This window comes from Deltaproteobacteria bacterium, from assembly GCA_013151915.1.
Lineage (GTDB): Bacteria > BMS3Abin14 > BMS3Abin14 > BMS3Abin14 > BMS3Abin14 > BMS3ABIN14.
In genome coordinates this window covers 17,883-38,290 of sequence record JAADHJ010000032.1, presented here as the reverse complement: position 1 = coordinate 38,290, position 20,408 = coordinate 17,883, and the positions used below count along the sequence as shown (strand labels likewise).

Below are 20,408 nucleotides of genomic sequence, written 5' to 3'. Positions count from 1 at the left end.
CAAGAGGCATCCATAATGACCGCCAGACAACTTTTGCCCTACATCATCAGTCTTCCGCCGTTTCTCCTGGCCATAACTGTCCACGAGGTGGCCCATGGCTACATAGCCTACCGCAAGGGGGATCACACGGCGCGGCTCATGGGGAGGATCACCCTTAATCCCATCAGGCACCTCGACCCCATCGGGTCCGTCCTCTTCCCCCTTATACTGGCCATGTCCGGGACGGGAATAATCTTCGGGTGGGCCAAGCCCGTCCCGGTCAACTCCTTCAATTTCAAGTCTCCCCGGAAAGACATGGTGAGTGTCTCCCTTGCCGGCCCGGCGAGCAACCTGCTCCTCGCCATGGTGTTCGCGTTCCTGTTCAGAATTATGCTCTGGTTCCCGGGGGCAAACGCCGTCTGGAACTCGCCCGTCTTGGGACCGCTGGCCGGCATGTTGATTGTCGGCATCAAGATATCCATCTACCTTGGGGTATTCAACCTTCTTCCCATTCACCCTCTGGACGGGAGCCATATACTCGAGGGCCTCCTCCCTGCCCAACAGGCCATGGCCTATTCCCGTATGGCGAGCTACGGGTGGATCATCCTCCTGGCGCTCCTTTTCACAGGGGTACTCAATCAGATCATCGTTCCTTTCTACCGCGTGATCTACCTGATGATCCGCGCCATATTCGGAATCTGAATGGAGGTCATCGAATGAAACGGGTTCTCTCCGGCATGCGGCCCACGGGACCGCTGCACATCGGGCACTACCTGGGAGCGCTGAGCAATTGGATCGATCTCCAGAATGAGTACGAGTGTTTCTATTTTGTCGCCGACTGGCATGCTCTTTCCACCATGTACGACGATCCGGCCTCGATCGAGGAGTTCACACTCGACATCGTCATGGATTGGCTAAGCGTCGGCCTCGATCCGGAGCGCTCGACTCTTTTCCTCCAGTCGGCCATCCTGGAGCACGCGGAACTTTTCGTCCTGCTCTCCATGATAACGCCCCTTTCGTGGCTCGAAAGGGTGCCGTCCTATAAGGAGACCCGTCGGCAGCTCTCCCACAAGGACCTCTCCACCCTCGGTTTTCTGGGGTACCCGCTCCTCCAGACGTCCGACATCATCATCTACAGGGCCAACTTCGTCCCCGTAGGTATCGATCAGCTTCCTCACCTGGAGCTGTCACGGGAAATCGTGAGGCGTTTCAACAATATGTATGCCCCCGGCGGGAAAGAGATCTTTCCCGAGCCCCTGCACCTGCTGACGGAGGCTCCCAAGGTCCCCGGAACCGATGGGAGAAAGATGAGCAAGAGCTACGGCAACGCCATCTTCCTGAAGGATGCGGCGGAGGTGGTTTGGGACAAGCTCCGTCCCATGGTCACGGATCCGGCGAGGGTCAGAAGAACCGATCCGGGAGATCCTGAGAAATGCCCCGTGTTCGAGCTCCACACTTTTTTTACCCCTGAGAACCTACGGGATGAGGCGGCCGAGGGGTGTCGGAAGGCCTCTATCGGGTGCATCGACTGCAAAAAGATCCTTTACGGGGAGATGGAGAGGATCCTCGGTCCGCTTCGCGAGAAAAGAAGGATTTACGAGGATAAACCCGGCCTCGTTGGGGAGATCCTTGCCGATGGGAGCAAAAAGGCCCGGATGGAGTGCGGGAGGACCATGGACGCCGTCAGGAAGGCAATTCAGCTTTATCCCCTGCCCGCAGGGGGCCTGAAGGGATAACCCATGACTTCCGATGGGTTTCTCAGGGACTTCGATACCGGTTCACTGGACGACTATCGCATCGAACTGGACAACTTTCAAGGGCCCCTGGATCTCCTCCTGCACCTCATCAAGAAAAATGAGGTGGATATCTATGATATCCCCGTCGCCCGGATCACCAGCCAATATGTTGAATACCTGGACCTGATGAGGGAACTTGACCTTGACGTCGCCAGCGAGTTCCTCGTAATGGCGTCCACCCTTATTCACCTGAAATCCCGGATGCTCCTGCCCTTTGAAGAGGAGGAGGGTGAGGAAGAAAAGGAGGACCCCAGGGAGGAGTTGGTCCGGAGGCTCATCGAATACCAGAAGTACAAGAGGGCCGCGGAGGAGTTCTCGGCCCGTCCGTTTCTGGGCATGGATGTCTTCTCGAGACCCGAGGAAAAGATCTCCGCTGAAGGTGAGGCAAGGTTCATCGAGGCTAATATGTTCCAGCTCATGGATGCCTTCAGCAGGGTCCTCACCGAGGCCGAAAAGAGGAAACCCCATGAGGTTACCAGGGAGCGCTTCACCGTCGAGGACGGTATAGGACACATTGAAGCCCTCCTCTCGGAAAGGAGCAGCGCCAGGTTTGTGGATCTGTTTGAAATGAATGCCGGCAGAAGGAGGATCGTCACCATCTTCCTGGCAGTTCTGGAACTCATCAAAAGGGGATGGCTTCAGCCGGTCCAGAAGGACCGGCATGCCCCGCTCAGGCTGATCCGGGTCCCAGATGATCCCAACGGTTCAGGGCGGGAAAACCCGAGGAAGCAGGTCGATGATGGATAAAAACGGAAAAGCTCTCATAGAGGCCCTACTGTTCGCATCGTCCAAACCCGTGCCCGTGGATGTCCTCCAGGATGTTACGGGGCTTCCCGACAGGACCGTCCGGGAAGCGCTTCTGGCGCTCGCCGGGGAGTACGATGCCCAGGGAAGGGGAATAGCATTAAAAGAGGTTGCCGGAGGATTTCAGATAAGGACGAAACCGGAATTTTCCAGGCAGATCAGCGCGATGTATCAGTCTCGGCCGAGGAGGCGCCTGTCCAGGTTGAGCCTCGAGGCACTGGCCATCGTGGCGTACAGGCAACCCGTAACGAGGTCGGAGATCGAGAACATACGTGGCGTCGACTCGGGGGCCGTCATGAAGACTCTTCTGGTCCAGGGGATGATCCGTATTCTTGGAAGAAAGGAGTCCCCCGGACGGCCCATGCTCTACGGAACAACGAGGGAATTTCTTGAGTACTTTGAACTCAGGGATATCGAATCACTGCCCAGCCTTGAGGAGATCGCGGACCTCGGGGAAATCGGTTCACCTGAGAGGGAAAGTTAAGTCAGCTTTTCAACCTTCAGGTCTTCATCCAGGCACTCATTACCAGGATGAACCCCAAATAAAAAGGCAATAATAGAGTCAACGTGGATAAGATACGTCTTCATAAGGCTATTGCCGATGCGGGAATCGCTTCGAGGCGTGCGGCTGAAAAGATGATCGCCGAGGGGAAGGTCGTAGTCAACGATCAGACCGTTACGACCATGGGGTTCATGGTCGATCCGCGGTCCGATTCCATCACCATTGACGGCGTTCCTCTGAAAGGTCCCGGGAAAAAGAGGACCTACCTGGTATACAAGCCTAAAAACGTAATATGCACCAGGCACGATCCGCAGGGACGCAGGACGGTTTTCGACCTTCTTCCCGAAGACCTCCGGGAGGGCCTCCACAGCGCCGGGCGTCTGGATTACGACGCCGAGGGACTTATCATCCTCACAAATGACGGCGCCCTCACGTTACATCTGACACATCCGAAAAACCACGTTCCTAAAACATACCTGGTAAAGCTGAAGGGCAAAATAAGCCCCCAGTCCATTAAGAGCCTGAAAACCGGCCTGGATCTGGATGACGGGAAAACGCTTCCCGCCAGGGTATCTATCATCAAATCGGAAGGATCCAGGAAAAATTCATGGATCAGGATAACTTTACGGGAAGGAAGAAAGAACCAGATCAAGCGTATGGCCGCCGCCGTAGGTCACCCGGTCCTCAGGATCATGCGTATCGCCATCGGTCCCATTGAAGTGACCGGGCGCATGAGGCCGGGAACATTCCGCAAACTGGCCCCGCCCGAAATCAGGAACCTTTACATCTGAACATTCCAATAACCCCTTTCAATTGAGTGGGATTACCCTGTTCGTCAGCTCTCGATGGGTCATAAGATTCAATCAAAGAGGAACATCATGTTGCAGGCTGAATTAGTACAGTATTTTTCATAAGTTATGGTTTGACTTCAAACCCGGTAATCATATAGTATGCGGGGACTTAGTTGGGATTCACAAAAGCGGCTCACCTTATTCGTGGGCCTGTCTTTTGAGAAAATGTAGGTTGGTGTTGTTATAGGTAGGGTTATTGTTCACTGAAAGGGGGAGTCGATTCGATGACGTTATTTGGTAACGTAAGCAGACGTGATTTTCTCAAATTTTGCGCCGGCACGGCATCGTTGCTGGGTCTTTCAGAGGCGGCCGTACCCAGGGTCGCCAGAGCTATGGAGGCTGCGGCCAGGAAACCGCCCGTAGTATGGCTGGAGGGCCAGGACTGCGCCGGATGCAGTATTTCCTTCATCAATTCTTCCAACCCGGGAACGGCCGAGATCATCCTTGATACCATCTCGCTCAGGTACCACGAGACGATCATGGCCGCATCCGGCTATCAGGCTGAACAGGCCCGAAGGGAAGCCATCAAGGAGGGAGGGTACGTCCTCATCGTTGAAGGGTCCATTCCCGGGGCCGACGAACGGTTCTGTAAGGTGGCCGGCGAGCCTTTCGTCCAGAGCGTCAGCGAATCGGCCGCCAAAGCCGCCGCTGTAATCGCCATCGGAGCGTGCGCCACCTACGGCGGTATTCCCGCGGGCACGCCGTCCAAAGGCATGGGCATAGGCGCTGCCATGGAGAAGGGCCTCGTTCCCAAAAAGCCCCTCATCAACATCCCCCTCTGTCCGGTTCACCCGGATCACCTCGTCGGGACAATCGTATACTATCTCCTCTACGGGAAGCCGCCCCCCATGGACAGCCTGGGCAGGCCCGTCATGTTCTTCGACAAGCTTATCCATGACAACTGCGAGAGGCGCGGCCACTTCGAAAACGGCGAGTTCCTCACCGACTGGAACGAGTTTTCCCAGAGAAACTGGTGTATGTACCTTCAGGGCTGCAAGGGGCCGTTCACCCATTCGGACTGTCCCAAACGCCGCTGGAACGATGGGCTCAATTGGTGTATCGGGTCCAGCGCCCCGTGTCAGGGATGCGCCGAACCTGAATTCTACACCGGCATGGCGCCCCTTTACGTCAAGACGAAGGAGATCGCCGGACTCAGAATAGAGACCGTGGGAGCGGTAATGGGAGGCGTTGTGGCGGCGGGTCTGGCGGGGCATTTCATCGGTCAGGCCGTGACGGGGAGGCTCGGAAAGGGTGGGCCGGAGGAAGAAGGAGGTGAGAACTGATGGGCCAGAGAATAGTTGTCGACCCCATTACCCGTATTGAAGGACACCTGAAGATTGAGGTCGAGGTCGAAAACGGAAAGGTCAAAAACGCATGGAGCAGCGGAACCATGGCCCGGGGATTCGAGGCCCTTCTTACCGGTAAGGATCCAAGGGACGCCAGCTACGTGACCAGCCGTTTTTGCGGCGTGTGTTTTTCAGTTCACACCATGGCCTCAGTGGCCGCCTTGGACGATGCCTTCGGAGCTGAAGTACCGGACGGAGGACGAATCCTCCGGAACCTCGTCATGGGAGCCGAGTACCTGTACGACCATGTTGTCCACTTCTACCAGCTCAGCGCCCTTGATTACCTGGATATCATGGCCGTGGCCCGATACAATGGCTCGGACAAGGAGCTCCTGGCGGTCAAGGATAAGATTGTCGGTCTGGTAAAAAGGGGAGATACCTATCCCCTAACACCCAGATATGAACCCGACCAGTTCTCCGTCAACGATCCGGAGATCGTTACAATGGCCGTAAAGCACTACCTCGACGCGCTGAAGGTTCAGGTGACGGCCAGGAACATGGGGGCCATCTTCGGAGGCCGGGCGCCCCACTACCAGAGCATCGTTGTGGGAGGCATCACACAGATGCCCGACGCCGATCTGATCATCAAATTCAAGACCATGCTCGAAGAGGTCACCGCGTTTATCAAGAACGTATACATGAAGGACGTTCTTCTGTTCGGCACGGGACCGCTCCTCCCCCTGGCGCAGGCCGGGATTGGCGGCGGACATCTGAACTACCTGGCCTACGGGGCGTTCCCCGAGGATTCCACCGGCAAGGCACTTTTCCTCAAGCCGGGCGTCATCAGGAACGGGAATCTGGGCAAGGTTGAACCGTTCGACCAGAAACTCATAACAGAATCCGTCAAGCACGCCTGGTATAAGCCCAACGAGCCTGTCCATCCATCCGATGGCGAACAGATCTTCGATCTGGGCAAGAAGGACGCCTACAGCTTCGTAAAAGCGCCCAGGTACGAGAATATGCCCATGGAGGTCGGTCCTCTGGCCCGCATGCTTATCATGAAGGAGCCTAACCTGATGGGCCTTATTACCAACCATGGGGTTAAACCGGGAGCCGTTGCGAGACATGCCGCCAGGATGCTGGAAACGGTCATGATGGCCGACAGGATGCAGGTCTGGCTCGGGCAGCTTATTGAGCTTGCCGGCAAACCGGGCTTCAGGATTCACGATTCCGCCCATTACGAGCCGCCCGTGTCAGCGGAAGGCTCCGGCTTTTACGAGGCTCCTCGAGGGGCGTTGGGGCACTGGATCAGGATCAAGGATAAGAAGATCGCAAACTACCAGGCGGTGGTTCCCTCGACCTGGAACGCTTCACCCAGGGACGAGAAGGGGCAGCGGGGGCAGTATGAGGAATCCCTCATCGGTGTTCCTATACCCGACCCGGAGAACCCCATCAACATTGTTCGGGTGATCCGGTCCTTCGATCCATGCCTCGCGTGCGCCGTCCACGTTATCCACCCCAGGACCAACGAGATCCTGAAATTCAGGGTAGAGTAGAAAGGGGGCGTACCGATGGCTGCAACCAAAGCTGATCATCCCGTTCCCGCAAGGGCTATGCATCTCGTACATCTCCTGTCCATGATAGCCCTCATAGCCACGGGCTTTTTCATCTACAAGCCCAACTTCAGCCTCCTCGGGCTCAGCATGCACACGGCCAGGGTTATCCATTTCTACGCCGGTTTCATAATCGTTCTCAATCTGGCGGCCCGTTTCTACTGGTCCATTTTCGGCGCTGCCAGGGATATAGGGGACTTTCTGCCCAGGAAAGAAAACCGGGGCAAGTTTTTTCAACTGCTCGCCTACTATACGTTCATGAGAAGGAGCCGTCCCACTACGGCGAAATACAACACACTTCAGAAATCCACCTACGTATTCTGGTTTTTGCTCCTGATCTTCCAGGCGATTACCGGTTTTGCGCTGCTCTGGAACATGAAGCCCGGCTGGGCCTCTCTGGTGGATTCCGTGGGCGGGTTGAACAACATGCACATGATCCACTACCTGACCATGTGGGTCTTTATCGTGACCACAATGGTTCATGTTTACCTGGTCCTGTTCGAGGACTTCAAATCGTGTAAGCTCATGTTTTGTGGGATAGAATCCGTGGAACCCGCGCAGCCGAAGGAGGTAGTCTGACCTCGCGGCGGGGAAAGGCGGCGACCGAAAAGGAGATGGCCGAAACACAGAATCCCTGCAAAACGATGATCCTTGGGGTAGGGAACCTTCTGTTAAGGGACGAGGGGGTCGGCGTACATGCCGCCGTCAACCTCGTGGAACTTCCGCTCCCCGATAACATAGAGGTCGTCGAGGGAGGCACCGACGGATTCGGCCTGTTCAACCTCATTCTTGAAACCGACAGGCTCATCGTCGTCGATTGCGTTAAAGGCGGTGGTGAGCCTGCTTCCATTTACAGCTTTGATATCGACGATTACCAACATTTTCCGGACGTCTATAAAACATCGGTGCACCAGATCAGCATCGAGGAGGTAATCTCCCTGACGGGCGCCTTCCGGAAGCCGCCCCGTACCACGATCATTGGCATCGAGCCGGCCGAAGTGTCCATGTCCATGGAACTGTCGCCGCGCGTACTGGACAAGCTGCCGAGGGTTATGGAATTGGCGATCGAGGCCGCGGGGGTCGACCCCGCGGAATACAGCCATTACCTGAAACCGCCATTCATAAAACCCGGTCCCGACCACCGGGCGCTGCTTCCCACCTGATTTTCCCCCGGGAGAGACGAATCGTGCATGAACTCTCCATCGCCATGGAGATCCTCGACATCGTGGAAAGGGAGGCGTCAGACCACGGCGCCGGTCGGGTAATAAACATCCGTCTCAGGATAGGGGATCTGTCCGGCGTGGAAACGGAAAGTCTGAGGTTCTGCTTCGAGGCCATCCGGGGTGAGAAGGATGCAACTCGGGACGCGGACCTCATCATCATGAGGGTCCCCGTGAGGATTAGATGCGCGCCATGCGCGGGGGAGTTCGAGGGTGAGGGCCATCTCCTCCGCTGTCCTTCCTGCGGAGGTCTCGAGACGGAACTGCTTGAGGGCGATGAGTTGAATATACTTGATTTTGAAGTGGAATAAAGCACGTTCAAAGTTCAAAGTTCAACGGGGAAGAGGCAGGCAATGGACCCGATAAAGCTTAAGAAAAAAATCCTCACCAGGAACGACCATATCGCCGCCGAGATCAGGGATCGGTTCCGGTCCTCTGGTGTGTCCGTCATCAACATGGTCAGTTCCCCCGGCTCGGGCAAGACCTCCCTCCTGGAAAAAACCCTGGGACCCCTGTCCACTGAACTGGCCGTCGGCGTCATCGAGGGGGATATCCTGACGGAAAACGACGCCCGGCGTATCGCCATGACCGGGGTTCCGGTCCACCAGATCAACACCGGCGGCGCATGCCACCTGGAGGCAGCCATGATCAGGGATGCTCTCGCCCATTTCGACCTGGATGCCCTCGATCTTCTCTTCATCGAAAATGTGGGAAACCTGGTATGTCCTTCCGCCTTCGACCTCGGGGAAGGGGCCAGGGTGACGATTATCAGCGTCACGGAAGGGGACGACAAGCCGCTGAAATACCCCGCCATGTTCCATACGTCCGATCTGATGGTCATCAACAAGATGGACCTCCTGCCGTTTACAGATTTTTCCGTGGATTCCGTCATCGAGAACGCCAGGTCCGCGAACCCCTCCATCAATATCCTCCAGACGTCCTGCCGCACGGGGAAGGGCCTGGATGGGTGGATGGAATTCGTGAGATCCTTCGCCGCGGGATGAATCGTGAGGATTCGAACCAGATACCGCATCGAGATCGAGGGGATCGTCCAGGGGGTCGGTTTCAGACCCTTCGTATACCGCCTGGCGGAGGAAATCGGCCTCACCGGGTGGGTGACCAACACCTCCGACGGGGTCCTCATCGAGGTGGAAGGCCCCGGGGAGGGCGTTGAAATGTTCACCGGTCGCCTGGAGAGGGAGGCCCCGCCCCTTTCGGCCATCACCTCGGTAGCAGGCCGCCATCTCCCACCCGCCGGCTACAGGGATTTCACCATCAGGGGCAGCATCGCCCGGCCGGACAGAAAGGTTCTCGTCTCCCCGGACACCGCCATCTGCCCCGATTGCAGAAGGGAACTCCTCGATCCTGACGACCGCCGCCACGGCTACCCCTTCATAAACTGCACAAACTGTGGCCCACGCTATACCATCATCAACTCCATTCCCTATGACCGCCCCAATACCTCCATGGCCCGATTTACCATGTGCCCCCGGTGCCGGGCTGAATATGACGACCCTGCCGACAGGAGGTTTCACGCACAGCCCAATGCGTGCGAGGAGTGCGGTCCCCGACTGCAATTCCGGCCGGTGGATGGCTCCAGCCGGTCCGGAGACCCGCTGCGGCTCACGGTCAAGGCCATCAGGCAGGGAAGGATCGCGGCCATAAAAGGCCTTGGTGGCTTCCATCTGGCTGTTGACCCCTTCAACGGAGGGGCGGTCAGGAGGCTCCGATCCCTTAAGGGGAGGGAGGAAAAGCCTTTTGCCGTCATGGTCAGGGACATGGAGACAGCCGGAAAGCTTTGCGTTCTCAAAGAAGGATCGGAGGACCTGCTGACAAGTACGGAGAGCCCCATCGTCCTGCTGAACAAACGCCCGGATCCCGGACTGGCTATCGCTGCGGAGGTGGCCCCGAAAAGCCGCTATTTCGGCCTCATGCTGCCCTACACCCCTCTTCATACCGTTCTGATGGAGGAGTTCGACGCCCTGGTCATGACCAGCGCCAACATCGCTGAAGAACCCCTTTCCGCCGACAACGAGGAGGCGCAAAGACGGCTTTCGGGAATCGCGGACATCTACCTGATGCATGACAGGGAAATCGTCCTGAGATGCGATGACTCCATCGTCATGCCGAACAGGGATGATCCGGCAAAAGGTCCCGTGGTTCTCCGGCGGGCGAGGGGTTTCGTGCCTGCCCCCGTCCCGCTGCCCATGTCAGGGGACCCGGTGCTGGCCCTGGGGCCGGAACTTAAGGGCACGGTTTGCCTGACCAGGGGGAACCAGGCCTTCATAGGTCAGCATCTCGGGGATCTGAAGAACATGGAGACGCTTTTGTTCCTCCGGGAGGTGGTCACCCATCTTATGGACATCCTCCAGGTTTCGCCCAGGGCTGTGGCCTGCGACATGCACCCTGATTACCTGACCTCCCGCCTGGTTGAGGAGGGGGAGAAAAATCCATGGGGAGAGGACCTTCCGGTGTATCGGGTCCAACATCACCAGGCGCATATTCTCAGCTGCATGGCCGAAAACGGGGTGGACGGACCTGCCCTCGGCCTTGCCCTGGACGGCACCGGGTACGGTACGGACGGAACCATATGGGGGGGGGAGATACTTTGGGTCGACGGAACCCGTATGCGCCGGCTTGGACACCTGAGAACAGTCTGGATGCCCGGCGGCGATCAGGCCATCCGGGAGCCCTACCGGATGGCCCTTTCCTGCCTCGTTGAGTGTCGGGGGCCGAAAGAGGCCATTAAGCTTGCGCCGGTGCTTTTTCCCGGGATTCTGGAGAACGACCTGGAGGTTCTAGCGGGTTTCGTCGAGAGGAGGACCCATGGCATAATGACCTCCAGCTGCGGCAGGCTCTTCGACGCCTTCTCGGCCATGCTGGGTGTTTGCCTCCGTTCGCGCTATGAGGGCCAGGCCGCCATCGAGCTGGAGATGTTGACGGATACTTCGGTTAAGGATACTCTCCCGTTTTCGGTGGGGTTCGACCAGGATGGAATGGCAACCATTGACATGCTTCCCGCTTTCGACGCCGCCCTGGACCTTCGCCTGGACCGGGAGCCGGTGGAAAGGGTAGGGGGGATGTTTCACAGGACCCTTGCCGTGGCCCTGGCACAGGCCCTTTCGAGCTGTGGAGAGGCCCTGACGGCCCCGGAGAGGGGATCCGGGGTGCTCCCTATGGCCGGCGGGGTGTTCCAGAACGTCGTATTCTCCGAAATGATCCGGCAGGAGCTTTCCCGCCGGTCCCAAAAGCCGATCCTGCATCGAACAGTCCCAACCAACGACGGTGGAATTTCCCTCGGCCAGGCGGTTTTCGCCATCAGAGCGCTTCAGGAAGGTGTTTAGAATGTGCATCGCGGTACCCGGGAAGATAATCTCAATTGACGACATCAACATGGCCATTGTGGATTATGGCGGGACTACGAAAGCGGCGTCCCTGGACCTGCTGCCCGAGGTGGAGGTAGGGGACTATGTCCTGGTCCATGCCGGGTTCGCCATCAACCGCCTCGATGAGGAGGAGGCCATGGAAACCATCAAACTTTTTGAGGAATACATGATGACTTTGTAATGACTTTATAAAAAGTCATCATCGCGCCCTCTTAAGGGTGCTCAAATCGAAGATTTGCAAGGAAAGTGAAAATGACATTTTTCGCTTTCCGCGGAGTAAAAAACCACGAATGGATTTTTTACGACCCTATCAAAGGCAGCTCATTGACGATGAAGTATCTTGACGAGTTCAGGGATCCTTCAATAGCGAAGGCGCTGATAGGTAGGATCCGATCATCCGCATCGCGGCTTTCACGGTCGGTCAAGATCATGGAGATCTGCGGAAGCCACACGGTTTCCATCTTCAGATCAGGCATCAAGAGCGTTCTTCCGCCGAACGTCACAATGATTTCCGGACCGGGGTGTCCCGTGTGTGTCACAGCCATGGAGGATATGGACCGGATGATCTCCCTTGCCTGTGGGGAGGAACGGGATAGCCACATCATAGCCACCTTCGGGGACATGATCCGGGTTCCCGGCACCGTGACCAGCCTGGAGAGGGAAATGGCCTCGGGCGCGGACGTCCGGGTGACCACATCGCCTCTCGATTCACTCCTTTGGGCCGAGGAGAACCCGGAAAAGGAGATTGTTTTCCTGGGCGTGGGGTTCGAGACCACCTCGCCCACCGTTGCCGCGGTTGTAAAGAGGGCGAAAACCGCCGGGCTTGCCAATTTTTCCGTCTATCCCGCTTTCAAGCTTCTTCCCCCAGCCCTTGAAGCCCTTCTCGACGGCGGGGATGTCGCCATTGACGGTTTCCTGTGTCCGGGCCATGTCAGCATCATGTTAGGAGCGGCTGCCTACCGCCCATTCAGTTCGAAATATCAAAAGCCGTGTGTTGTTGCCGGTTTCGAACCACTGGATATTTTATTAGGAATATCAATGATTTTAGATCAATTACTTAATGATAAACATGAGGTTGGCAACGCCTATTCACGGGCGGTTTCCGAGGATGGAAATCAGAATGCCATGTCCCTTCTCCTCGAGGTTTTTCAGCCGTGCGATGCCCCGTGGAGGGGGTTGGGGGTCATACCCTCTTCCGGCCTGGGTTTCAACGATGCCTTCATGGCCTTTGACGCCGTTGAACGGTTCGGCCTTGCCGCTGTTCCCACCGGGTCCGACCCTCCGGAATGCGCCTGCGGGGAGGTTCTGCGCGGTGTAACCTCACCTCCGGAATGTCCCCTGTTTGGTTTGGGCTGCACCCCGGACATGCCTATTGGATCGTGCATGGTGTCCTCGGAGGGATCCTGTGCCGCCTGGTTCAAGTATTCCGGTGGGGGTTGAACCGGATATTAAAGTCCAGAGTCCAAAGTCCAGTGTCCAGAGAAAGCTGACGTCTGGCTTTTCCACGTTGAACATTGAACGTTGAACCTTCTTTAACCCCCCTGGACTCTCACGTTGGAGGAATGAATTTGAAGACCGATCGGGTACTGCTGGCCCACGGGGCCGGCGGCAAGATGAGTCAGGCCCTGACGGAACGGATTTTTCTGAAATATTTCGACGATCCGGCGCTGTTGATGCTCAATGATTATGCCGTTTTCGAGGTGCCGGGAGGCCGCATCGCCATGAGTACCGACACCTATACCATAGACCCGATCTTCTTTCCCGGCGGCGATATCGGGAGCCTTGCCGTACACGGTACCGTCAACGACGTGGCCATGTCGGGGGCAATCCCGATTGCCATTAGCACTGGGTTCATCCTCGAGGAGGGTTTACTCCTGGAAGATCTGGAAATAATCGCAGGTTCCATGTCCGCTGCGGCCGGAACGGCTGGAGTCCGGATCGTCACCGCCGATACCAAGGTCGTCCCCAGGGGGTCGGCCGACAGGATCTTTATCAACACCACGGGAATCGGAATTATTCCCGCAGGTTGCGTCATTGGCGGGCAGGAGGCGAAACCGGGTGACGTGATCCTTCTCTCGGGGACCATCGGGGACCATGGGATAGCTGTAGCGTCATCGAGGGAGGGGATTCGGTTTTCAACGGTCGTTTCGAGCGACAGCGCCTCGCTCAACAGTATGGTCTCCGCCCTCGTCAGGGCGCTTGGCGACCAGGTCCACGTTCTCCGGGATCCCACAAGGGGAGGGTTGGCAACCGTACTGAACGAGATATCAGTGCAATCGAATGTCGGCATTCGAATCAACGAAGAGGCCATCCCTGTGCGGGAAGGGGTGAAGGGAGCCTGTGAACTGTTGGGATACGACCCTTTATACCTTGCCAATGAGGGCAAACTGGTGGCCATTGTCGCCCCGGAAGCCGCGGATAATGCGCTCCGGGTGATTCGTTCCGATCCTCTTGGGGGTGAGGCGGCGATCATAGGAGAAGTCGTACGGGACCACCCCCGTACAGTTGTCATGAATACCCCGCTTGGAGGCCATAGGCTGGTCGACAGGCTCTCGGGGGAAATGCTTCCGAGGATATGCTGAAAATCGGCGGGAGAACGTCCAATAAAGAACGTCCAACGTCCAAGGTCCAAATAATAACGTTCAACGTTCAATGTTCAACGGGGTAAATCAGTCCAGAGTCCAGTGTCCAGAGGGAAAAAACGGGCGCGTTGATGACTTTTTATAAAGTCATCAAACTTGAAACTTTTTGTTTTTAACTTTAAACTGCTTTTCACAGGGGCAGGTCGGGGGAGGTCGGACATATCGAGGCCTGAGACAACACCCTTCGAACTTGATCTGGATCATTCCAGCGTAAGAAGATCTGCCGGGCCCTGATTAATCAAGCCCCTGGAGAGGCGTCCGGGGGTTTTTTTTTGCTGCGGGAGGAATCGGCATATGAAAAAATGGGATAAAATATGGGAGGAAACGGACCGGGACATAAGGACAAATCGCCCCATGGTTCACCACATCACCAACTACGTCGTCATGAACGTCACAGCCAACGTCACGCTGTCCATGGGCGCTTCCCCGGTAATGGCCCATGATGCCCGTGAGGTCGAGGAACTGGTCAACTTCGCATCGGCCCTGGTCCTGAACATCGGGACGCTGTCGCCTCACTGGGTAGAGGCAATGGTCAAGGTGGGAAAAAAGGCCCGGGAAAAGGGCATCCCCATTATCCTCGATCCGGTAGGCGCAGGGGCCACCAGGCTTCGAACGGATGTTTCCATGCGTATCCTCAATGAAGTTGGTCCAAGCATCATCCGCGGCAACCAGGCGGAGGTGGCGACACTGGCGGGAGGAACGGCCAGAATCCAGGGTGTCGATTCCCTTGAGACCGGTGCAGCGCCCATTGACCTGTTCAGGGAGCTTGCCATAAAAACCGGATCGGTGGTCTGCGTTACAGGGGAGGTGGACTGGGTGACCGACGGCAAACGGACTTTCAAGGTCCATAACGGGCATCCCATGATGTCAAACGTGACGGGAACCGGATGCTCGTCATCTACCGCGGTGGCGGTTTACAGTACTTCGGGCCTTCCCCCGGTTGAGTCCTGTTCCCTTGGACTTTCCGTTTTCGGCGCATGCGGCGAGGTGGCGGCGGAAAACTCCTCCGGTCCGGGGGGGTTCCAGGTCGCGCTGCTCGACGCGCTCTACAACGCCCCTTCACAGGGCCTGGGATCGCGGCTCAGGATTGAGGGACCTGCATAAGGTCCATCAATCAGAGTCGATGAAGTCTAAAACACGGGCACTCGACCTGACCCTGTACGTCGTGACCGATCGGGGCCTTTCCCTGGGACGCACCGACCAGGAGGTCGTTCGGCGGGCCGTCGCGGGCGGGGCCACCGTCATACAGTACCGTGACAAGGGCGCCCCCGGGGGAGAGATGGTAAGGAAGGGCAGGGAATTGGCCCGGATCTGCCGGTCAGGCGGCGTGCCCCTTATCATCAATGATCGCCTTGATGTTGCCCTGGCATGCGGAGCGGACGGGGTTCACCTGGGGCAGGATGATCTGAATCCCCGCGACGCAAGAAAAATAGCCGGCGAGGACTTTATCATCGGTGTCTCGGTTACGACCCGGGATGAGGCCCTCAGGGCCCGTGACGAGGGAGCTGATTATCTTGCCGCCAACGGCGTCTTCCCTACGGCAACGAAGACTGATCTGGGAACCTCTCCTCTCGGTCTCGAAGGGTTGAGGACACTGGCGGCGGCCACGGACCTGCCCCTGGTCGCCATAGGCGGCATCGACGCTTCCAACGCGGGAGATATCATCCGGGCGGGGGCGTCCGGGGTAGCCGTTGTTTCCTATGTCGTCCACCATGAGGACATAGAGAGGCGTTGCGGTGTCCTCCTTTCGGCGGCTGCAGAGGGAAGGGTTCAATGAAAATCTCCGAGTTGGGTGAGTTCGGCCTTATAGAGATGATCGCAGGGCGTGTCGGGAGAGCTCGAGAGCCGGTTGTGCTGGGTGTGGGAGATGACGCGTCTCTTCTTCAACCGTCACCTGGGCACCAGATCGTCACCACGACCGATATGCTTGTGGAGGGCGTACACTTTCAGCGCGAACACACGCCTCCACGTGATCTCGGCTTCAAAGCCCTGGCCGTCAATATCAGCGACCTGGCCGCCATGGGCGCCGCCCCCATCCAGGCTTTTGTGTCCATCGGCTTGCCGCCGGGGACCAAGGTCGAGGATGTGGATCTTTTTTACTCAGGGCTTCTGGATGCCGCCGGACCGGACATGCAGATTTCAGGGGGGGATACCGTTTCGTCCCCTCCAGGATGGATCATCTCCGTGACGGCTATCGGTCAGGTTCCCGCCGGGAAAGCGCTTAGAAGGGACGCAGCGAGGCCGGGAGACACTGTTTTCCTCTCAGGTCCGCTGGGTGATTCTGCGGCGGGCCTTGCCCTGATCCTGGACAAATCGGTAATTATGAATGGGTCGACGGCTGAGTTTCTCATCCATTCTCACAATCATCCCCAGCCGCAGACGGCCTTGGGAAGGGCACTGTCCGCCTCCGGTCTGTCCTCCTGTGCCATAGACATAAGCGACGGCTTCCTTCAGGACCTCGGCCACATCTGCGAATCCTCTCGGGTCGGTGCGAAAATCGAGATGGAACTGCTCCCCATCAGCCCGCAGATGGCTGAGGCCGCTCGTTGGAGCGGTGTTGACCCCTTCTATTGGCCCCTGACCGGCGGGGAGGACTACAGCCTGATCTTCACTATCTCCAGAGATAATGCAAAAAGCCTGGAGAAGCTGGTGACGGATGAAGGGATAACAGGGGTGTGCAGGGTCGGGGAGATCGTAAAGGGGGAGGGTATCGAACTTTTAAGGGGGGCAAAGCGCTACACTTTGCCCGACGAGGGGGGATATGACCATTTCCGGGACGAATGACCACGCCGGGCGTAAAGGGGCCCCCATCCTGATCGTTTCAGCCATGGACAGCAGCGGCGCTGCCGGAATGGCCCTCGATGTCAGGGTCATTGAAAGCCTGCATTTTGCCGTACGTTGTGCCCTCACGGCCGTGACCATCCAAGGTGACGATGGAGTGGTGGATGTAAGGCCTTTACCTCCCGCCCTTATCCGCCTGACAATCCGCACCGCCTTCACCGACGCCCCGGGGATAGCCGGCGTAAAGATCGGTATGCTCGCCGACGCTGCAACCGCCTTTGCTGTCGCGGAATCGCTGGAACCCATCGCACGATCCAAAGTGCCCATCGTTGTCGACCCTGTTGTCCGGTCCACTTCCGGTTCGCCGCTGATAGATGACGACGGGCTGGATGTCCTCCTCCACAAGCTCCTTCCCATGTGTTCACTGGCGACCCCTAACCGGGAGGAAGCGCTTGCCCTTGCGGAGCGACGGGGAATAATAACGGACAATGAGGAGGATGCCGCCGCCTTTCTCCTGGCGCTGGGGGTTGGAGCAGTCCTGGTTACAGGGGGAGAGGGGACAGGGGAAGCTTGTACGGACACGCTGTACCTCCCCTCCGGGGATACTGTTGCCTTCCAACATCCCAGGGTCAAAGGCCCTGTTCCCAGGGGTACCGGGTGCGCCCTTTCCTCCGCCTTTGCCGCTCATGCGGCAGTTGGGTTTCCGCTTGAAAAGGCGGTCCACACATCAATCGACATGGTTGCCGGCCTCATCGAAAGTTCCACGATGGTAGGCAGGCAGAGGCTTTTGTTCCCCGGGGATCGTTCGGATTAACGCCTTGCCTTTTTAAACACCCTATAATATCTTGCAACACTCTACTTTCGCTCCGTATTTGCTGGTCAAACTTGGTAGGGTCGTAAAAAGTCCATGAATGGCTTTTTACTCAACGGAAAGCGAAAAGTGTCATTTTCACTTTCCTCACAAATCAACAACACTTGTCCCGCAAATCGATGACCTGCGGGACAAGTCATTGATTTGGGCGCCCCTCAGTGGGCGCATTGATGACTTTTTGCGAAGTCATCAAACTTGATAAGCAAACATCCTTATTTATTATAATAAATCCGTGGAGAGGAGGGTCAGCTATTGGGAAGCGTCATTAAGAAGCGTCGGAAAAAAATCAGAAGGCACAAACATAAGAAACTTCTTGCGAAGAGCCGTCACAAGAGGAAGTAGAAGTTGAATAAGCTCATCGGGGTCATCGGATCGGGTAATCAATCCAAAAGGGATGACGAAACAGCCTTCCAGGTGGGGCGGTTGATCGCGGAATCTCAGGCCATACTGGTCTGCGGAGGGCTTTCGGGCGTTATGGAGGCGGCCTGCCGCGGTGCTTCCTTGCCCGGGGGGAGGGCCGTCGGCATTCTGCCCGGTGACGACAGGGCGGATGCGAACCCCTATGTGACTATCCCCATACCGACAGGGATGGGGATAGCGCGGAACGTCCTGGTTGTCAAAACGTCAGATGTCCTGATCGCACTCGGCGGGGGGTCAGGAACCCTCTCCGAGATCGCCATTGCCCTTAAGTTGGAAAAACCGGTAATTGATCTTGGGGGGTGGAAAATCAAAGGGACGAAACGCGCGGCTGGGCCGGAGGAAGCCGTTCGTCTCGCACTCTCACTTGCCGGTTGTACGTCCGCGGAGTAAGGCTGCCAGTCATGCCCACTTCCCATCAGCTTCCTGACACCATAAAAACGCCGGGCCGGGTTTATATTCGAACCTTCGGATGCCAGATGAATGTTTACGATTCGGAGAAGATCCTGGCCTTTCTCCAGGACCGTTACCTTCCGACTGCTTCAAAGGAGGATGCCGATCTCATTGTCCTGAATACCTGTTCCATTCGCGACAAGGCTGAGCAGAAGGTCTACAGCCTTCTTGGACGGCTTCGTTCGCTGAAGGAAAACAATCCCGACCTCCTCATCGGGGTAGGGGGCTGCGTAGCGCAGCAGGAGGGTGAACGGATACTCCGGCGATCGCCTCTGGTTGACCTTGTTTTCGGTACCCACAATATCCACGAACTGACCCGGATCATAGATGAGCGGATATCCACGGGGCGAAGGGTCTGCCACGTTGGGGAAGACAGGTTCAAAGTCACCGCCGCTGCGGCCCCCAAGGTCGTCCGGACCCAGGGGCCTACCGCACTTCTGACCATTATGAAGGGGTGCGATAATTTTTGTGCCTACTGTATTGTACCCATGGTCCGTGGCCGCGAAATCAGCCGTGGTATGTCCGGGATCATCGATGAGGCGCGGCATCTGGTGGACAGCGGGGTCAGGGAGATAACCCTGCTCGGGCAGAACGTCAACTCCTACCAGGATCCTGAAACCGGGTCCGGTTTTCTGGAGCTCCTGGAAAAACTGGACTCCTTTGATTCCCTGGAAAGGCTCCGTTTCGTCACCTCACACCCGAAAGACTTTTCAAAAGAAACGGCCCAGGCCATTGCGGGTCTCCCGAGCGTCTGCGAGCATCTCCATCTTCCCGTCCAGGCCGGTTCGGACAAGGTTCTGAAAGCCATGCTGCGGCGCTACACCACGGCCGAGTATCTGGACAAGGTTTCCGTCCTGAGGGAACTGGTCCCGGGTGTGGAGATCACTACGGACATCATCGTCGGCTTCCCGGGGGAAGAGAGAGAGGATTTTCTGCAGACCATTTCATTGCTGGAAGAGGTCCGTTACCAGAATGTATTCTCTTTCAGGTTTTCCCCCCGTCCCGGCACGGCGGCAGCCGAAATGGAGGATCACGTCCCACAGGAGGAAAAACGACCATGGCTTCCGGAGCTCCAGGGGGTTCAGAACATCATCACATCTCAGAAGCACGGTTCCATGGTCGGGAAAGTTGTCGAGGTGCTCGTTGAGGGTAATGGCCGGCGGGAACACGCAAGCCTTGAGGGAAGAACCCGGAACAACTACATCGTTCACTTTCAGGGTTCTGAAACCCTGGTCGGAAACCTGGCAGAGGTCAGGATATTCCGGTCCCACGGCATACACCTCGAGGGGAAGGTATTGTGATGAAGGAAAGAGACTTTATCGAGGTTACGGTCCATGGCCTGACCATGGATTCCAACAACAGCAGCCCCGTCATTCTTCTGAAGGACCAGGAAGGGAAAAAGGTAATGCCCATCTGGATAGGTATCTTCGAGGCTAACGCAATCGCCATGAACCTGGGTAACATTGAGCCACCGCGTCCCATGACCCATGATCTTGCCAAGTCGCTTCTCGAAGTCGCCGAAGTCAGCGTGGACAGCGTGGCCGTCACGGATCTTAAGGACAATATTTTCTATGCCGCAATTTATCTGAAACGGGGGGAGAGAGAATTTACTGTGGATTCCAGGCCTTCCGACGCCATCGCCCTGGCTGTACGCATGGGGTGTCCTATTCGTGTCAATGAGGAGTTATTCGCCCAATCCGCCATCGAACTCTCATCCATTGACGAAAAACAGGATGTGGGGGATGATGGCTGGACGGAATTGTTGAAAAAATTAGATCCAAAAGATTTCAGTAAATACAAGATGTGA

Annotated in this window: 23 protein-coding genes and 1 riboswitch; all 23 genes read left to right on the top strand. The window is 57.0% G+C overall.

The window, feature by feature from the left end; translation table 11 throughout:
- Positions 1-15 precede the first annotated feature (15 nt).
- The 23 genes from GXP52_06595 to GXP52_06485 all read left to right on the top strand — a co-directional run bounded on the left by GXP52_06595 (position 16) and on the right by GXP52_06485 (position 20,408).
- Positions 16-681, top strand: coding sequence for a site-2 protease family protein (locus tag GXP52_06595; GenBank protein ID NOY86953.1), 666 nt, complete (start codon positions 16-18; stop codon positions 679-681).
- Between the two features lie 14 nt (positions 682-695).
- The gene (gene trpS / locus GXP52_06590) at positions 696-1,715 is read left to right on the top strand and encodes a tryptophan--tRNA ligase (protein NOY86952.1); all 1,020 of its coding nucleotides are present in this window, start codon (positions 696-698) and stop codon (positions 1,713-1,715) included.
- A 3-nt stretch (positions 1,716-1,718) separates the two neighbouring features.
- Entirely contained in the window at positions 1,719-2,522 is an 804-nt protein-coding gene (locus GXP52_06585; GenBank protein NOY86951.1) for a segregation/condensation protein A, read from the top strand.
- A complete protein-coding gene (gene scpB / locus GXP52_06580; protein ID NOY86950.1) occupies positions 2,515-3,063 on the top strand; it encodes an SMC-Scp complex subunit ScpB in 549 nt (182 codons plus the stop codon). Before GXP52_06585 ends, scpB begins: the two co-directional genes overlap by 8 nt.
- Positions 3,064-3,146: 83 nt before the next feature.
- A complete protein-coding gene (locus GXP52_06575; protein ID NOY86949.1) occupies positions 3,147-3,872 on the top strand; it encodes an rRNA pseudouridine synthase in 726 nt (241 codons plus the stop codon).
- A gap of 284 nt (positions 3,873-4,156) precedes the next feature.
- Positions 4,157-5,215: a hydrogenase small subunit gene (locus GXP52_06570; GenBank protein NOY86948.1), complete on the top strand. Its 1,059-nt coding sequence runs from the start codon at positions 4,157-4,159 to the stop codon at positions 5,213-5,215.
- Positions 5,215-6,774, top strand: a complete 1,560-nt coding sequence (locus GXP52_06565; protein ID NOY86947.1) for a nickel-dependent hydrogenase large subunit — start codon at positions 5,215-5,217, stop codon at positions 6,772-6,774. The genes GXP52_06570 and GXP52_06565 overlap by 1 nt, the downstream gene beginning before the upstream one ends.
- A gap of 15 nt (positions 6,775-6,789) precedes the next feature.
- Positions 6,790-7,410: a hypothetical protein gene (locus GXP52_06560; GenBank protein ID NOY86946.1), complete on the top strand. Its 621-nt coding sequence runs from the start codon at positions 6,790-6,792 to the stop codon at positions 7,408-7,410.
- Positions 7,411-7,445: 35 nt separating this feature from the next.
- Entirely contained in the window at positions 7,446-7,994 is a 549-nt protein-coding gene (locus tag GXP52_06555) for a hydrogenase maturation protease (GenBank protein NOY86945.1), read from the top strand.
- A 23-nt stretch (positions 7,995-8,017) separates the two neighbouring features.
- Positions 8,018-8,362 carry a hydrogenase maturation nickel metallochaperone HypA gene (gene hypA / locus GXP52_06550; protein ID NOY86944.1) on the top strand — a complete coding sequence of 115 codons (345 nt, stop codon included), beginning with the start codon at positions 8,018-8,020 and terminating at the stop codon, positions 8,360-8,362.
- A gap of 42 nt (positions 8,363-8,404) precedes the next feature.
- Entirely contained in the window at positions 8,405-9,055 is a 651-nt protein-coding gene (gene hypB / locus GXP52_06545; GenBank protein NOY86943.1) for a hydrogenase nickel incorporation protein HypB, read from the top strand.
- Between the two features lie 3 nt (positions 9,056-9,058).
- Positions 9,059-11,395 carry a carbamoyltransferase HypF gene (gene hypF, locus GXP52_06540; GenBank protein NOY86942.1) on the top strand — a complete coding sequence of 779 codons (2,337 nt, stop codon included), beginning with the start codon at positions 9,059-9,061 and terminating at the stop codon, positions 11,393-11,395.
- A 1-nt stretch (position 11,396) separates the two neighbouring features.
- The gene (locus GXP52_06535) at positions 11,397-11,618 is read left to right on the top strand and encodes a HypC/HybG/HupF family hydrogenase formation chaperone (protein NOY86941.1); all 222 of its coding nucleotides are present in this window, start codon (positions 11,397-11,399) and stop codon (positions 11,616-11,618) included.
- 149 nt (positions 11,619-11,767) lie between these two features.
- The gene (gene hypD / locus GXP52_06530; protein NOY86940.1) at positions 11,768-12,877 is read left to right on the top strand and encodes a hydrogenase formation protein HypD; all 1,110 of its coding nucleotides are present in this window, start codon (positions 11,768-11,770) and stop codon (positions 12,875-12,877) included.
- Positions 12,878-12,999: 122 nt separating this feature from the next.
- Positions 13,000-14,019, top strand: coding sequence for a hydrogenase expression/formation protein HypE (hypE, locus tag GXP52_06525; GenBank protein NOY86939.1), 1,020 nt, complete (start codon positions 13,000-13,002; stop codon positions 14,017-14,019).
- Between the two features lie 195 nt (positions 14,020-14,214).
- A riboswitch (TPP riboswitch) is annotated at positions 14,215-14,313 on the top strand.
- A 60-nt stretch (positions 14,314-14,373) separates the two neighbouring features.
- A complete protein-coding gene (thiM, locus tag GXP52_06520; protein ID NOY86938.1) occupies positions 14,374-15,183 on the top strand; it encodes a hydroxyethylthiazole kinase in 810 nt (269 codons plus the stop codon).
- 19 nt (positions 15,184-15,202) lie between these two features.
- A complete protein-coding gene (gene thiE, locus GXP52_06515) occupies positions 15,203-15,856 on the top strand; it encodes a thiamine phosphate synthase (protein NOY86937.1) in 654 nt (217 codons plus the stop codon).
- Positions 15,853-16,863: a thiamine-phosphate kinase gene (gene thiL / locus GXP52_06510; protein ID NOY86936.1), complete on the top strand. Its 1,011-nt coding sequence runs from the start codon at positions 15,853-15,855 to the stop codon at positions 16,861-16,863. The genes thiE and thiL overlap by 4 nt, the downstream gene beginning before the upstream one ends.
- Positions 16,841-17,674 carry a hydroxymethylpyrimidine/phosphomethylpyrimidine kinase gene (locus GXP52_06505; GenBank protein ID NOY86935.1) on the top strand — a complete coding sequence of 278 codons (834 nt, stop codon included), beginning with the start codon at positions 16,841-16,843 and terminating at the stop codon, positions 17,672-17,674. Before thiL ends, GXP52_06505 begins: the two co-directional genes overlap by 23 nt.
- Positions 17,675-17,983: 309 nt before the next feature.
- Entirely contained in the window at positions 17,984-18,073 is a 90-nt protein-coding gene (locus GXP52_06500) for an AURKAIP1/COX24 domain-containing protein (protein ID NOY86934.1), read from the top strand.
- A 3-nt stretch (positions 18,074-18,076) separates the two neighbouring features.
- Positions 18,077-18,541 (top strand): TIGR00725 family protein, encoded by a 465-nt coding sequence (locus GXP52_06495; GenBank protein ID NOY86933.1) that lies wholly within the window; start codon positions 18,077-18,079, stop codon positions 18,539-18,541.
- A gap of 11 nt (positions 18,542-18,552) precedes the next feature.
- A complete protein-coding gene (gene miaB / locus GXP52_06490; GenBank protein NOY86932.1) occupies positions 18,553-19,902 on the top strand; it encodes a tRNA (N6-isopentenyl adenosine(37)-C2)-methylthiotransferase MiaB in 1,350 nt (449 codons plus the stop codon).
- The gene (locus GXP52_06485) at positions 19,902-20,408 is read left to right on the top strand and encodes a bifunctional nuclease family protein (GenBank protein ID NOY86931.1); all 507 of its coding nucleotides are present in this window, start codon (positions 19,902-19,904) and stop codon (positions 20,406-20,408) included. The genes miaB and GXP52_06485 overlap by 1 nt, the downstream gene beginning before the upstream one ends.